The organism is Pseudomonas sp. URIL14HWK12:I6, assembly GCF_000514195.1.
GTDB lineage: Bacteria > Pseudomonadota > Gammaproteobacteria > Pseudomonadales > Pseudomonadaceae > Aquipseudomonas > Aquipseudomonas putida_A.
Genome location: NZ_AZVL01000001.1, coordinates 347272 through 362944 on the forward strand (window position 1 = coordinate 347272; position 15673 = coordinate 362944).

Sequence of the window (15673 nt, forward strand, 5' to 3'; positions counted from 1 at the left end):
GAGCGAGCCTGCTCGCGAAAGCGGTGTATCAGTCAACCAAGATGTCGACTGACCCTAAGCATTCGCGAGCAGGCTCGCTCCCACAGGGGTATTGCGGTGCTGCTGGTTTATTCGATGAAGGTAACGACGCCATCCTTCAGCGATTTCACGCGGGCCAGCGATTCAACGCGATAGCCCTGCGAATCCAGCTCGGCACGGCCGCCCTGGAACGACTTCTCGATCACGATGCCCAGACCGGCGACGGTGGCGCCAGCCTGTTTGATGATCGAGATCAGCGCCTGCGAAGCCTTACCGTTGGCCAGGAAGTCGTCGATGATCAGCACGCGGTCGCTGCTGGTCAGGTGACGCGGCGAGATGGCCACGGTGCTTTCGGTCTTCTTGGTGAACGAGTAAACGGTCGCCGACAGCAGGTTTTCGGTCAGGGTCAGGGACTGTTGCTTGCGGGCGAAGATCACCGGCACGCCGAGGTTCAGACCGGTCATGATCGCCGGAGCGATGCCCGAGGCTTCGATGGTGACGATCTTGGTGATGCCCGAATCCTTGAACAGCGTGGCGAATTCGTCGCCGATCAGCTTCATCAGGGCCGGGTCGATCTGATGGTTCAGGAAGGCGTCGACTTTCAGGACCTGGTCGGAAAGCACGATGCCTTGTTCGCGGATTTTCTGGTGCAATGCTTCCATGAAGCTGTCCTCGTTCAGCGCTTGTGCGCCCTAAGCTTTAAAAAAGTGGTCAATTCTAGCGCTTTAACATCGCGCGTATATCAGCCAATGCGCTATTGCCGCGCACGGCTTTGACTTCGGTCGGTGTGTCGTCGTTGCCTTCCCACGCCAGGTCGTCCGGCGGCAGCTCATCGAGGAAGCGGCTTGGCGCGCAGTCGATGATCTCGCCGTACTGTTTACGCTTGGCGGCGAAGGTGAACGCCAGGGTCTGACGGGCGCGGGTGATACCCACGTAGGCCAGGCGGCGTTCCTCCTCGATGGTGTCGGCTTCGATGCTGGAGCGGTGCGGGAGGATTTCCTCTTCCATGCCCATGATGAACACGTAAGGGAATTCCAGGCCCTTGGACGCATGCAGGGTCATCATCTGCACGCCTTCGGCGCCGTCCTCTTCTTCCTGCTGACGCTCGAGCATGTCGCGCAGGACCAGTTTGCCAATGGCGTCCTCGACGGTCATTTCGCCGTCTTCGTCTTTTTCCAGGGTGTTCTTCAAGGCCTCGATCAGGAACCAGACGTTGCTCATCCGGTAGTCCGCAGCCTTGTCGCTGGAACTGTTGGTGCGCAGCCAGTTCTCGTAGTCGATGTCCATGACCATGCTGCGCAGCGCCGAGATCGGATCTTCGCCGGCGCACTGCTCACGGACCTTGTCCATGAAGCGCTTGAAGCGCGACAGGCGATCGGTGAAGCGGCTGTCCAGATGCTCGCCCAGACCGATTTCGTCGGTGGCGGCGTACATCGAGATCTTGCGTTCGGTGGCGTAGTTGCCGAGTTTTTCCAGGGTGGTCGAGCCGATTTCCCGGCGCGGCACGTTGATCACGCGCAGGAAGGCGTTGTCGTCGTCCGGGTTCACGATCAGGCGGAAGTAGGCCATCAGGTCCTTCACTTCCTGACGGCCAAAGAAGCTGTTGCCGCCGCTCAGGCGGTACGGCACCTGGTGGTGCTGCAACTTCAGTTCGATCAGCTTGGCCTGGTAGTTGCCGCGATAGAGGATCGCGAAATCGCTGTACGGGCGGTCGGTGCGCAAGTGCAGGCTGAGGATTTCCATGGCCACGCGCTCGGCTTCGGCGTCCTCGTTGCGGCAGCGGATCACGCGGATCTCGTCGCCGTGGCCCATCTCACTCCACAGCTGTTTTTCGAATTCGTGCGGGTTGTTCGAGATCAGCACGTTGGCGCAGCGCAGGATGCGGCTGGTGGAGCGGTAGTTCTGCTCGAGCATCACCACTTTCAGCGACGGGTAGTCATCCTTGAGCAGCATCAGGTTTTCCGGCCGTGCGCCGCGCCAGGCGTAGATCGACTGGTCGTCGTCGCCCACCACGGTGAACTGATTGCGCTTGCCGATCAGCATCTTCACCAGCAGGTACTGGCTGGCGTTGGTGTCCTGGTATTCGTCGACCAGCAGGTAACGCACCTTGTTCTGCCACTTTTCGAGGATGTCGGCGTGCTCTTCGAAGAGCTTTACCGGCAGCAGGATCAGGTCGTCGAAGTCCACCGCGTTGAACGCCTTGAGCGTGCGCTGGTAGTGGGTGTAGACGATGGCGGCAGTCTGTTCTTTCGGATTGCGCGCGTTTTCCAGCGCCTGGGCCGGCAGGATCAGGTCGTTTTTCCAGGCGCCGATCATGTTCTTGATCTCGTCGACGCCGTCGTCGCCTGCGTATTCCTTCTGCATGATGTCGGTCATCAGGGCTTTGACGTCGGTCTCGTCAAAGATCGAGAAACCGGGTTTGTAGCCCAGCCGCGCATGCTCCTTGCGGATGATGTTCAGGCCCAGGTTGTGGAAGGTGCAGACCGTCAGGCCGCGACCTTCGCCGGCACGCAGCAGGGTGCCGACCCGCTCCTTCATCTCGCGCGCAGCCTTGTTGGTGAAGGTCATGGCGACGATGTACTGCGCACGGATGCCGCAGTTCTGGATCAGGTGCGCGATCTTGCGGGTGATCACGCTGGTCTTGCCGGAGCCAGCGCCGGCGAGCACCAATAGAGGGCCGCCGACGTAGTTCACGGCTTCTTGCTGCCGGGGATTGAGTCGGGACATACGAAAATTCGGGAGTCGTTGACGAAATGGGCCGGCATTTTAACAGGCTCAGCGATTTGTGCTGCTCTGTCCGACTTGTGACGTACCACGCGATTCAAATTTGCCGGTTTTGTTACTTTCGCGGAGGATACACGGTGATTTTGCGGCTAATGTTCTCATTCGTGACACAAAATAACGTTCTGATAATCGTTGTCATTGAACATCGCAACGGCATAATGCCCCGCCCACATCATTGCAGAGTCTAGGGAGCTAGCTTGTCTACGCCTGTCGAACCCTTGCGTTTGCTGCTACTGGCCGAAGAGCCAGCGTGGACAGCGTTATTGCGCGAGTGTCTGGCTCCGATGGGGAGCGCGGCGGTGCTGATCAGTGCGCCGAGCTGGGAGTCGGTCAGCAGTCTGTTCGAAGACAATCGTCACGCGGTGTTGTTGACCGTTCCCGCGTTGCAGCCGGCCCCGGGCCGTTGCAGCCTGCCGACGGTGTTGCTGCTGGATCACGAACCGGCCACCGCGCCGGTTGGCGTCAGTGACTGGCTGGTGTTCGACGCCCTCGACGCCGGCATGCTGCGCCGTTGTCTGCGCCATGTGCGTGAACGCGGCGTCCTCGAAAACACCCTGCAACGCCTGGCCGAACAGGATCCGCTGACCGGCATCGCCAACCGCCAAGGCTTCCAGACCCTGCTCGCGGCGCGCCTGGCGGAAAACGACGGCCGTGGTCTGGCCCTCGGGCATCTCGATCTCGACAACTTCCGTCACGCCAACGACGCCCTCGGTCATCAGGCCGGCGATCGCTTGATCCTGCAAGTCGTCGCGCGGCTGAAAAGTCAGCTCGAGGCCGGGGATCAACTGGCGCGGCTGGGCAGCGACGAGTTTGCCTTGCTGATCGACACCCGCCGCGCGCCGCAACGCGCCGAGTGGATGGCCGAACGCATTACCGAAGCCCTCGCCGAACCGTATTGGGTCGATGGCGAAAGCCTGCTGATCGGCTCCAGCCTCGGCATCGCCCATGCCCGTGCACAGGGTGGTGCCGACCCACTGATGTGGCACGCGCACATTGCCATGCAGCAGGCCAAGAGTACGCAGGGCTGCACCTTCCATATCTTCAACGAACGCATCAACCGCAACGCCCGGAGCATGGCCGACCTCGAAAGCGAGCTGCGCCGGGCCTTGCGCCGCGATGAGCTGGAGTTGCACTACCAGCCACGGCTGAATCTTGCAGACGGGCAGATCGTCGGCCTCGAAGCCCTGGTGCGCTGGCGCCATGGCGAGCGCGGCCTGTTGCCGCCGAGCGAATTCGTGCCGCTGGCCGAGCAGAGCGGTCTGATCGTGCCGCTGGGCTACTGGGTGATTTCCCGCGCGTTGCGCGACATGCAGGCACTGCGCGAGCGCGGGCTGCCGGCGCTGCACATGGCGATCAACCTGTCGTTCCGCCAGTTTCAGGACAGCCAGTTGCTGCCGACGCTCAGTCGGCTGATTGCCGAGCGTGGGGTCGAGGCGCAGTGGCTGGAATTTGAACTCACCGAAACCGCCGTCATGCGCCGCAGCGATCTGGTCAAACAGACCATGGACGCCCTCGGCCGTCTCGGCGTGCGTTTCTCGCTGGATGACTTCGGCACCGGGTTCTCGTCATTCGTGCACCTCAACAGCCTGCCGATCACCTTGCTGAAGATCGACAAAAGCTTTGTCGGCGGCATGGAGCAGCGCGAAGAGAACCGCAAACTGGTGCACGCGATGATCAACCTCGCGCATAACCTGCATCTGGAAGTGGTGGCCGAGGGGGTGGAAACCCCGGAGCAACTGGAGTTATTGCGCGGGTTTGGCTGTGATCAGGTGCAGGGTTATCTGATCAGCCGGCCGTTGCCGTTGGCAGAGCTGGTTGAATACCTGACCTTCGGCTCTAGCCAGCAGCCAGCCCTCGAAATCGTCAGTTGAACGCAATCTCCGGGTTAGGCATGAATCCCTGTGGGAGCGGGCTTGCTCGCGAAGGCGTCGTGTCAGTCAAAGCATAGGCTGCCTGACCCACCGCTTTCGCGAGCAAGCCCGCTCCCACAAGGGAATCTCAGTCTGCCTGAGCGACTGTGTACTGGTTTGATGACAGAGGTTCGCGCTGAATCATCCGCTTCATCTTCCATTCAAACGCCAGGGTCAGGCTCACTGCCGCGCAGGCCAGGCCCAGCGCCAGACCCCACCAGACGCCCGTCGGCCCCCAGTTCAGGTGGAACGCCATCCACCACGCCGCCGGTGCGCCAATCAACCAATAACAAGCGAGGCCGACCAGAAACGTGGTTTTCGCATCCTTGAGTCCACGGATGCAGCCCATGGCGATGGTCTGCGTGCCGTCAAACAGCTCGAACCACGCCGCCACCGCCAGCAGGCTCACCGCCAGACGAATCACTTCGGCAAAGGCCGGATCGTTGTGATCAAGGAACAATCCGACCAGTTGATTCGGCAACAGCCAGAACACCATGGCGAAACCCAGCATCACCACTGCACCGAAAACGATGCCGACCCGGCCGGACATCCGCGCGTCGCTCAGTTGCCCGGCGCCGTAGTGCTGGCCGACGCGCATGGTGATCGCGTAGGACATCCCCGCCGGCACCATGAACGCCACCGAAACGATCTGCAGAGCGATCTGGTGTGCGCCGAGTTGCGTGCTGCCCATGGTGCCCATGCACAGGGCCGCGAAGGCAAACAGGCCGACTTCGACCGCGTAGGTGCCACCAATCGGCAGACCGAGGCGCCACAGTTCTTTCAGATACTGACGATTTGGCCGCGACAGGCCGGCGCGCAATGGGTAGGCGTCGTAGGCCGGGTGCCGGCGAATGTGCCAGGCGAGGGCCAGCGCCATGCAGTTGGCAACGATTGCCGTGACCAGACCGATGCCGGTCAACCCCAGTTTCGGCAGGCCGAACATGCCGGTGATCAGCGCGTAATTGAGCAGGAAATTGGCCACGGTGCCGCCGAGGCTGATGACCATCACCGGGGTTGCCCGGCCGATCGCACTGGTAAAGCCGCGCAGGGCCATGAAGCTCAGGTAGCCGGGCAGGGCGAAGGGCAGAGCGATCAAAAATTGTCCAGCAGCGTTGACGTTGGTTTCGGTCTGGCCGAACAGCAGCAATACCGGCTTCAGATTCCACAGCAGCAACCCGGCGCCCAGCGCCATCAGCCACGCCAGCCACAACCCGGCCTGGGTCAGGCGGGCCGCGCCGATGATGTCGCCGGCGCCCTGACGGATCGCCACCAGCGTGCCGACCGCCGCGATCACGCCGATGCAGAAAATCGACACGAACGAATAACTCGCCGCGCCCAGTCCGCCGCCGGCCAGGGCTTCGGGGCTGAGGCGCGCCATCATCAGGGTGTCGGTCAGCACCATCAACATGTGCGCCAACTGCGAAGCAATCAACGGCCCCGCCAGCCGCAGGATGGCCCAGAGTTCGGTACGCACAGGATGCTGCATGGTCATCACCACCCATCAATCAGAAGGAACAAGAGACCGTCGATTCTCGGCGCTTGGAAAGGTTTGCACAAAAGGATAAAAAGGATAGGTCGCATGATTAAAACTCATTATGAGAAAAATTCGCCGGGGTGGCCGGATGCCGCCAAAGGAGCTTTGTGTATGTCCCGTCGTCTTCCACCCTTGTATGCCCTGCGCGCATTCGAAGCGGCGGCGCGGCACAGCTCGTTCACCCGGGCGGCCGAGGAATTGTCGATCACCCAGAGTGCAGTCAGCCGGCACATCAAGACGCTGGAAGAACATTTCGCCTGCAAGCTGTTTCATCGCAGTGGGCGCAACCTGCAACTGACGGAATCGGCGCGGATGCTGTTGCCCGGCATTCGCGATGGTTTCGCGGCGCTGGAGCGCGCCTGCAACACCTTGCGCGCCGAAGACGACATCCTGCGCATGAAAGCGCCGTCGACCCTGACCATGCGCTGGCTGCTGGCGCGACTCAGCCGCTTTCGCCATCTACAACCGGGCAATGAGGTACAGCTGACCAGTGCGTGGATGGACGTGGATTCGGTGGACTTCAACAACGAACCCTTCGACTGCGCCGTGCTGCTCAGTGACGGGCATTTTCCGCCGGACTGGGAAGCCAGCCTGCTGTTTCCCGAAGAGCTGATACCGGTGGGCGCACCGAACCTGCTGAATGATCAGCCGTGGGATGTCGAGCGTCTGGCCTCCACCGAACTGCTGCACCCGACCCCGGATCGGCGCGACTGGCGCAGTTGGCTGGAGCACATGGGCCTGTCCGATCAGGTGTCGCTCAAGGGTGGGCAGGTGTTCGATACCCTGGAGCTGGGCATGATTGCCGCGGCGCGTGGTTACGGGGTATCGATGGGCGATTTGCTGATGGTCGCCGAGGATGTCGCGCAGGGGCGCTTGAGCCTGCCGTGGCCGACCGCGGTCGCCAGTGGACTGAATTATTACCTGGTGTGGCCAAAAACCCGTCCGGGAGGTGAACGTTTGCGCCGTCTCAGCGACTTCCTGCAAGGCGAAGTGCGCGCCATGGCGTTGCCGGTGGTCAAGCGCTTGAGCTGAAACGTTAGAGCCGCCACAATGCCGGCCTTGTGCCATAACCCTGCTGCTCGCTCAAGTATTCGGCTTTACCGCCGAATACGTGCATGTGGAACCGCCGTGCAGGTATCCACGATTCACCCCCATTAGAAAATTATCCGAGCTGCGATCAAGGAGGATCGGCAAGTTCGGCCAGGAGCTGTCCATGTCTCAACCTCGTGCCCGGATCGCCTCGCAGCTGGGCCTCGCGCTCGCTGTGATACTGGCGATCGTCATCAGCGGCAGTACGGTGTTCGCCCTGCGTTCGCTGGATTCCGCCAACCTCGCCACCCGTGAAGAACACCTCGCCAGTGAAGCGCGGCTGCTGGCCGACCAGTTGAGCACTTTCCACGGCACGCTGCGCGAAAGCACCCAGCGCCTGAGCGGGCTGTTCGAGAAACGCTTCAGCGCGGGCCTGAGCATTCACCCGGATGAACCGGTGAACGTCGCCGGCACCCAGACCCCGGGCCTGCACCTGGGCAGCGAAGTGTTGAACAACAACTTCAAGGAAGTCGACGAGTTCAAGCAGATGACCGCCGGCGTTGCCACGCTGTTCGTGCGTAGCGGCGAAGACTTCGTGCGGGTCAGCACCTCGCTGACCAAACAGGACGGCACGCGCGCTATCGGCACTCTGCTCGATCACGCACACCCGGCCTACGCAAAGTTGATGGCGGGTCAGGGTTACGTCGGCCGCGCGCTGCTGTTCGATCGTTCCTACATGACCCAATACACCCCGGTGCGCGATGGCAGCGGCAAAGTGATTGCGGTGTTGTTCGTTGGTTTTGATTACACCGATGCGCAGAACGCCCAGTTCGACAACCTCAAGCGCTTCCGCATCGGCCAGACCGGTTCGCTGGCGCTGCTGGATGAGCAGAACAAATGGTTGGTGGCCCCGGCGGGCGTCCAGGCATTGGATCAGGCGGTTACGGTGATTGGCGCTCTGGCCAAGACCCCTGGCAAAGGTCAGTTCTGGGGCGACAAGAACGAAGATTTCTACAGTGTTTCGGTACCGTTCGATGGTGGGCCGTGGGCGGTAGTGGCGAGCATGCCGAAAGCCGAGATTCGCGCGGTGACCTGGAGCGTCGGCACGCAACTGGCCATCGGCAGCCTGCTGGCGATGCTGTTGGCGGTGGGTTCGGTGGTGTGGTTGCTGCGCAGCAAACTGGCGCCGCTGAGTGATCTGGTGCGTCAGGCCGAAGCGCTGGGCGCAGGTGATCTGAGCGTGCGCCTGAACGTGTCGAGCAACGACGAGATCGGACAGTTGTCCCGTGCGTTCAACCAGATGAGCCAGGCGCTGTCGACGATGGTCGAACACATCCGCCGCTCCTCGGAAGAGGTCAACAGCCGCGCCCAGGCATTGTCCGGTTTGTCCGGTGGTGCCTACGAAGGCATGGAGCAGCAGTCCGGCGAAATCACCAGCATGGCCGGGGCAGTTGAAGAGTTCAGCGCCACCTCGCTGAACATCGCCGACAACATGGGGGCCACCCAGCGTCTGGCCCAGGAAAACGCTCAGCAGACGCAGATCGGTCGTACTTCCATGGACGAGGCCTCTTCCTCGCTGGAGCAAATCGCTGGCGCGCTGAACACCACGGCTACCGTGATCAACACCCTTGGCCAGCGTTCCCAGGAAATCGGCGGCATTGTCAGTGTGATCACCTCGATTGCCGAACAGACCAACCTGCTGGCGCTCAACGCGGCCATCGAAGCGGCCCGTGCCGGTGAACAGGGCCGTGGTTTTGCCGTGGTCGCCGATGAGGTGCGTAACCTGGCGTCGCGCACCCGTCAGGCCACTGATGAAATCTCCGGGATGATTCACAGCATCCAGCAGGAAACCGGCAACGCCATCAGCACCATGGAGCAGGGCAATCTGCTGATGCAGGAAGGCCTTTCGCGCAACGCCAACGTGGCGTCGGCGCTGGCGCGGATCGATGAGCAGAGCCGTTCGGCAGGGCAGCAGTTCGCCGCGATTACCACCGCGACCCAGGAGCAGAGCAGCACGGCTACTTTGCTCAGCAGTAACCTGCAGAGCATTGCGCTGGCCAACAGTGAGCAGCGTGAGGTGGTGTCGAACCTTGCGGTCACCGCCAAAGAGCTTGAAAAGCTGGCGGCGGATCTGCGTTCCGAGGTTGATCGCTTTCGTTGATACAGCCTTGATATAGCTTTCGCGAGCAAGCTCGCTCCCACAGTTTCCGGGGTAGCTCATAAATCGTTTGAGCACCCGAATACTCTGTGGGAGCGAGCCTGCTCGCGAATGCAACGCCGCCGATCCATGGCAAATCATCCTATATGTCTCTCATCTTTTCTTGCTGAAACGTTTCCGCAGCGCTATAAAAATGGCACAACTCCAATAAAGGCTGCTGCCATGACCCCGTTCAAACTCGCCGTTGCACTCGGCGCACTCTCTGCTGCTTCCCACGCCATGGCCTGGGATTACGTACTCCTCGATAACAACAAGCCCGCGCAAAACTGGAGCATTACCAGTGAGCAGCTCGGAGTGAAAACCGCCAAGCCGTTCTCCGTGAGTCTGCGAACCTTGCACGGCGGGCGACAGGAAGGTGTCAGCATCGTCGATATCGATAACGGCACGATGAAACTCTCGGTGGTGCCGACCCGTGGCATGAATGTCCTGCAGGCGTCTGTCGGCAACGTGCGCATGGGTTGGGATTCGCCGGTCAAGGAAGTGGTCAACCCGGCCTTCATCCAACTCAATGGACGCGGTGGCCTGGGCTGGCTGGAAGGCTTCAATGAGTTGGTGACCCGCTGCGGTTACGAATGGGTCGGCCATCCCGGTATGGACAATGGCGAGTTGCTGACCCTGCACGGCCGCGCCGCCAACATCCCGGCCAGCACTGTCACGCTGCACATCGATGAAAAACCACCCTACGCCATCAGTCTGCGCGGTGAACTGAAGGAGCAGGCCTTCAAGAAAGTCGACTTCTCGGTCGTCACTGAGCTGGTCACCGAGCCGGGCAGCGTGCGCTTTGCCCTCAACGATACGCTGACCAACAACGGCGATTATCCGAAGGAATACCAGGCGCTGTATCACAGTAACTTCAGTACACCGTTCCTTGAGCAGGGCGCGCGGTTTGCGGCGCCGGTGAAACAGGTCTCGCCATTCAACGACAAGGCCAAAGCCGAGTTGGCGGACTGGCAGACTTATCGCGGTCCAACCAAGGACTACGACGAAACCGTCTATAACGTCGTGCCCTACGCCGACGCAAAAGGCGAAACCCTGACTGTTTTGCACAACAAGGCTGGCAGCCTCGGTGTCTCCGTTGGCTTCAATACACAACAGCTGCCAGTGTTTTCCCTGTGGAAAAACACCGACACCCAAGGGCAGGGCTATGTCACGGGCCTTGAGCCAGGCACCAGCTTTTCCTACAACCGCCGCTATCAGCGTCCGCTGAATCTGGTGCCGACCATTGCGCCAAAGGCCAGCCAACAGTTTCAGATCAGCTACAGCCTGCTGGCAGACAAAGGCGCTGTGGATAACGCGCTGAAGCGCGTGAGCGAAATCCAGGCCGGGCGTGAAACCGAAGTGCGGCAGACGCCGCTGGTTGATCTGACCGAGCATTAAGGCGTCGCTGGCCGGTATTGCAACGCCTCGGCCAGATGTTCGCGCTTGATTGCATCGACTTGCTCAAGGTCTGCCAGGGTTCTGGCGACTTTGAGCAAACGATGGGCTGAGCGCAGCGACAAGGTCAGCCGCTCACAGGCTGACTCCAGCCATTTCTCATCGGCTGTGGATAACTGGCAGTGCCGCTTCAGGCCTGGCAGATCGAGAAACGCATTGGCACAACGCTGACGCTTTTGCTGTCGTTCGCGTGCCTCGGCCACCACTGCTGCCGCACTGGCGCTGTCCTCGCCTGGCTTCACTGCCGGATTCAACGCCGTCGCTTCCCGCGCCACCGTCAGGTGCAGATCGATCCGATCCAGCAACGGCCCCGATAGCTTGTTGCGGTAGCGCTGCACCATGTCCGGTGTACAAGAGCACTTGCCGCTCGGCTCGCCAAGATATCCACAGGGGCAAGGATTCATTGCCGCCACCAACTGGAAACGCGCGGGAAAGCGTACGCGATCCTTGGCTCGGGCAATCACGATATGCCCGGATTCCAGCGGCTCGCGCAGCACCTCCAGCACCTTGCGATCAAATTCCGGAAGCTCGTCGAGAAACAGCACACCGTGGTGGGCGAGGGTGATCTCGCCGGGTTGCGGTTTCGAGCTGCCACCGACCAACGCCGGCCCGGAGGCCGAGTGGTGTGGCTGGCGAAAGGGCCGTTGCGGCCAATGGGTCAGTGGCACGCCGCTGGCGACCGATTGAATCGCCGCCACTTCCAGCGCCTCGCATTCTGAGAGTGGCGGCAGCAGCCCCGGCAAGCGACTTGCCAGCAATGTTTTGCCCGTCCCCGGTGGCCCGCTGAACAGCAAATTGTGCGCGCCCGCTGCGGCAATCAGCAGCGCGCGTTTCGCGGCCATCTGTCCTTGCACCTCGTTGAGGTCGGGATAAGGTTTCGCCGCATGTATCAGCCCGTCCGAGACATAAGGCTCGACCGGCGTATGCCCGTTGAAATGCGCCACTGCTTCCAGCAGATGATCCACCGCAAACACCTTCAAACCCGAAGCCAGACATGCTTCCTCGGCATTCGCCCGCGGCACCACCAGTGCCCGCCCGGCCTTGCGCGCCGCCAGCGCCGCCGGCAACACTCCGCGTACCGGCCGCACAGCGCCGGACAACGCCAGTTCACCAAGGCATTCCACCTCATCCAGCGTCAGACACGGCACCTGCACACTCGCCGACAGAATCCCTAGGGCAATCGCCAGATCAAAGCGCCCGCCATCCTTGGGCAAGTCCGCCGGCGCCAGATTCAAGGTGATCCGCCGCGCCGGAAACTGCAGCCCGGAATTGATGATCGCGCTGCGCACCCGGTCCTTGCTCTCCTTCACCGCCGCCTCGGGCAGGCCGACCATGGTCAGCGAAGGCAGACCGTTGGCCAGATGGACTTCGACGGTGACGGCGGGAGCATCCACGCCTATCTGGGCGCGACTGTGGACGATGGAGAGGGACATGGTCGTTCCTTGAGCTGAATCGGGAGCCGCTTCCTGCGGGTTTTTTAAGGGTAGTTGGGGAAGGGCGATCAGGCGGGGCGAACTTTCACTGGATGTTGCGGGAAAGTGGTCAACCAATCTCGAGGCGAAAAAAAACCGCCTTGAGGAGACGGTTTTCAGTTTGCAGGCTTCGGTGAGGCCAAGGCCTGCGTATCCTTTTGCGGACACACTCACGTGAAATCAGGTTATGCATGTTTGCTCATTGGCGCAAGTATCAAAAGGGCTTGAACGGGTGCAACGGTAATGTTGTCAGCACTTGCCTAACGACTTGATACAAGTTGTTTAAATCGCTTTCTAAGGGCGGTCATAAAATCCGCAATGACGATGCCCACTCATGGAGTATTCGCGAAGTGTGGCCGGGAGCGCAAAGACTTCATGTTCCTCGACGCGGTGTGAGACCCGTGCCGGTGCTTTTTTTGGGGGACTCACACCCGGCCGCCTTGGCGGACACACTCACGTGTAGTCCCGAAGGTGTTCGTACGCCGGAAAGTGCATCGGAGGTTTGGCCCCACGCAAGGAGGGCCAAAGTATGTCTAAGTTTCTTAAACATATGTGGCGCCTCGTCAGAATCGCGTTATGGGCTTTTCGCCTGTACGAGTTTCTGCGAGACCGTTGGAATAATTCGTTGTAAGGATTGATTTGACGGAAACCGCTCCTGCCTTGGCAGGAGCGGTTTAACTTCTCTTCGCAAATTTGAAGGCATTTCTACTCGGGATTGTTATTCCGCAGGCGGTGTCAGCTTCGCTTCCATCTCGGCAACTTTCGCTTCGAGGCTCTCGAGGCGGGCACGAGTGCGGGCCAGTACGACCATCTGACTATCAAACTCTTCACGGCTCACCAAATCGAGTTTGCTGAACGCACTCTGCAGCAGCATCTTGAACTGGCTTTCGATTTCGGCTTTCGGCAGCGGGGTGTCGCCGCTGAACAGGCGGGAGGCGGTGCCGCTCAGGGCGTCGAGGAAGTCTTTGGGCGCGAGCATGGAATGTGTCCTGTAAACAGTGGCGGGCAGTGTATCACGCAGTGTCTATAGTCATTGACGCAGGCGCGGATGCACGCTTTTCGCGCAGGCGGACGGACGGCAGCGCACCGTTGTTGTGCGTAACCGTCGGGGCTTTTTTGCGCGGGCGCCTGTGGCAGCGGCCAAGGGCTTGAAATCAGAGGAATTTGGCGAGATGGCAAGCTTTCTGCTTAGTCGGTAGTGACCCATGCACTGATGCAGTCGCTGTGACGAATGCAGTGCGGCAGGCGGGACGGGGAGTTTCGCCGGCAGCGGTTAGCTGGCGTCAGTCGGGCAGGTAAGGCCGACGATGCGTTACAAAGCCAGGCACTGCGCTTAGACTTGAGTCGGGTTTGTTTTCCTGGGGCAAGTCCACCAATTCGGGAGAGAGTTTCATGAAGCTAGTCACTGCCATCATCAAGCCGTTCAAGTTGGACGACGTGCGCGAGTCGCTGTCCGAAATCGGCGTGCAGGGCATTACCGTTACTGAAGTCAAAGGCTTCGGCCGGCAGAAGGGTCACACCGAGCTGTATCGCGGCGCGGAGTATGTGGTCGATTTTCTGCCCAAGGTGAAAATCGACGTGGCCATCGACGACAAGGATCTGGATCGGGTTATCGAGGCGATAACCAAAGCGGCCAACACCGGCAAGATCGGTGACGGCAAGATCTTCGTGGTCAATCTGGAACAGGCGATCCGCATCCGTACCGGCGAAACCGATACCGACGCGATTTAAGCCGCCACAAACCCCAACGCCCCAGGAGAAAACAATATGACTCTGCGTAAATTCGCAGGGCTAGGAGCCCTGTTGTCCATCGTAATGCCCGGCCTTGCAATGGCGGCAGACGAAGTGGCGGCCCCGGTCCTCAATTCCGGCGACACCGCCTGGATGCTCACCTCGACAGCCCTCGTGCTGTTCATGACCATCCCGGGCCTGGCGCTGTTTTACGGCGGCATGGTTCGCTCGAAAAACATTCTTTCCGTGATGATGCAGTGCTTCGCCATTACCGGTCTGATCAGCATCCTGTGGGTCATTTATGGCTACAGCATTGCGTTCGACACCACCGGCATGGAGCAGGGCGTCGTCAACTTCAACTCGTTCTTCGGCGGCATGGGCAAGGCATTCCTCGCCGGTGTCACGCCTTCGAGCCTGACCGGCCCTGCGGCGCTGTTCCCTGAGGCGGTGTTCATCACCTTCCAGATGACCTTCGCGATCATCACCCCGGCGCTGATCGTCGGTGCATTCGCCGAGCGGATGAAGTTCTCCGCGATGCTGATCTTCATGGGCATCTGGTTCACCCTGGTCTATGCACCGATCGCGCACATGGTCTGGTCCGGTAACGGCGGCCTGATGTGGGACTGGGGCGTACTCGACTTCGCGGGCGGCACCGTGGTGCACATCAACGCCGGTGTGGCCGGTCTGATTGCCTGCCTGGTATTGGGCAAGCGCAAAGGTTTCCCGACCACCCCGATGGCACCGCACAACCTCGGTTACACCCTGATGGGTGCAGCGATGCTGTGGGTCGGCTGGTTCGGCTTCAACGCCGGTTCCGCCGCAGCCGCCAACGGCACCGCCGGCATGGCGATGCTGGTCACTCAGATTGCTACCGCTGCGGCTGCACTGGGCTGGATGTTTGCCGAGTGGATCACCCACGGCAAGCCAAGTGCACTGGGCATCGCCTCGGGTGTGGTTGCCGGTCTGGTGGCAATCACTCCGGCGGCCGGCACTGTGGGCCCGATGGGGGCACTGGTGATCGGTCTGGCGGCAGGTGTGGTGTGCTTCTTCTGCGCCACCACGCTGAAACGCAAACTCGGCTATGACGACTCTCTGGACGCGTTCGGCGTACACGGTATCGGCGGTATCCTCGGTGCGATCCTCACCGGTGTGTTCGCTGCACCGTCGCTGGGTGGCTTCGGCACCGTCACCGACATCGCCGCTCAAGTGTGGATTCAGTGCAAAGGTGTCGGCTTCACGGTGATCTACACCGCGATCGTCACCTTCATCATCCTCAAGGTCCTGGACGCCGTGATGGGTCTGCGTGTGACCGAGGAAGAAGAGTCGGTGGGTCTCGATCTGGCACAACACAACGAACGCGGCTACAACCTGTAAGTACGCGCATTAAAAAACTTGCCCGGTTCGCCGGGCATTTTTTTGTCTGGAATTTGTCATTGAAAGGAAGGCTGAAAGGATTTTTCGTACGGCTTTGGTCGTGTTTACGGCGGGCATTTTTCTGCGGCCAATCGCTTACATCATTGCAGGAATATTAGGGCCTTTGTTT

11 protein-coding genes are annotated in these 15673 nt (G+C 60.7%); 6 read left to right on the plus strand and 5 right to left on the minus strand.

Annotated elements, in window-relative coordinates; translation table 11 throughout:
• Positions 1–107: 107 nt before the first annotated feature.
• Both H043_RS0101575 and rep read right to left on the minus strand, forming a co-directional pair.
• Positions 108–680: a xanthine phosphoribosyltransferase gene (locus tag H043_RS0101575; RefSeq protein WP_003229440.1), complete on the minus strand. Its 573-nt coding sequence runs from the start codon at positions 678–680 to the stop codon at positions 108–110.
• 55 nt (positions 681–735) lie between these two features.
• Positions 736–2745, minus strand: a complete 2010-nt coding sequence (gene rep, locus H043_RS0101580) for a DNA helicase Rep (protein WP_027610430.1) — start codon at positions 2743–2745, stop codon at positions 736–738.
• A 254-nt stretch (positions 2746–2999) separates the two neighbouring features.
• On the opposite strand from rep, the gene H043_RS0101585 reads away from it, so the two are divergent.
• Positions 3000–4673: a bifunctional diguanylate cyclase/phosphodiesterase gene (locus H043_RS0101585; RefSeq protein ID WP_027610431.1), complete on the plus strand. Its 1674-nt coding sequence runs from the start codon at positions 3000–3002 to the stop codon at positions 4671–4673.
• 127 nt (positions 4674–4800) lie between these two features.
• On the opposite strand, the gene H043_RS0101590 is transcribed toward H043_RS0101585, so the two are convergent.
• The gene (locus H043_RS0101590; RefSeq protein ID WP_027610432.1) at positions 4801–6198 is read right to left on the minus strand and encodes a NorM family multidrug efflux MATE transporter; all 1398 of its coding nucleotides are present in this window, start codon (positions 6196–6198) and stop codon (positions 4801–4803) included.
• 159 nt (positions 6199–6357) lie between these two features.
• On the opposite strand from H043_RS0101590, the gene H043_RS0101600 reads away from it, so the two are divergent.
• From H043_RS0101600 to H043_RS0101610, 3 genes are all read left to right on the plus strand, one after another.
• A complete protein-coding gene (locus H043_RS0101600; RefSeq protein WP_027610433.1) occupies positions 6358–7278 on the plus strand; it encodes a LysR substrate-binding domain-containing protein in 921 nt (306 codons plus the stop codon).
• A gap of 181 nt (positions 7279–7459) precedes the next feature.
• A complete protein-coding gene (locus tag H043_RS0101605; protein WP_027610434.1) occupies positions 7460–9436 on the plus strand; it encodes a methyl-accepting chemotaxis protein in 1977 nt (658 codons plus the stop codon).
• 219 nt (positions 9437–9655) lie between these two features.
• The gene (locus H043_RS0101610) at positions 9656–10870 is read left to right on the plus strand and encodes an aldose 1-epimerase family protein (RefSeq protein WP_027610435.1); all 1215 of its coding nucleotides are present in this window, start codon (positions 9656–9658) and stop codon (positions 10868–10870) included.
• Here the strand turns inward: H043_RS0101610 and H043_RS0101615 are convergent.
• Together H043_RS0101615 and H043_RS0101620 are read right to left on the minus strand one after the other, a co-directional pair.
• The gene (locus tag H043_RS0101615; RefSeq protein ID WP_027610436.1) at positions 10867–12360 is read right to left on the minus strand and encodes a YifB family Mg chelatase-like AAA ATPase; all 1494 of its coding nucleotides are present in this window, start codon (positions 12358–12360) and stop codon (positions 10867–10869) included. The genes H043_RS0101610 and H043_RS0101615 overlap by 4 nt on opposite strands.
• A 757-nt stretch (positions 12361–13117) precedes the next feature.
• Positions 13118–13378, minus strand: a complete 261-nt coding sequence (locus tag H043_RS0101620) for an accessory factor UbiK family protein (protein WP_007920416.1) — start codon at positions 13376–13378, stop codon at positions 13118–13120.
• Between the two features lie 413 nt (positions 13379–13791).
• On the opposite strand from H043_RS0101620, the gene glnK reads away from it, so the two are divergent.
• Positions 13792–14130: a P-II family nitrogen regulator gene (glnK, locus tag H043_RS0101625; RefSeq protein ID WP_002555808.1), complete on the plus strand. Its 339-nt coding sequence runs from the start codon at positions 13792–13794 to the stop codon at positions 14128–14130.
• A 36-nt stretch (positions 14131–14166) separates the two neighbouring features.
• Positions 14167–15504 carry an ammonium transporter gene (locus H043_RS0101630; RefSeq protein WP_027610437.1) on the plus strand — a complete coding sequence of 446 codons (1338 nt, stop codon included), beginning with the start codon at positions 14167–14169 and terminating at the stop codon, positions 15502–15504.
• Positions 15505–15673: the final 169 nt, after the last annotated feature.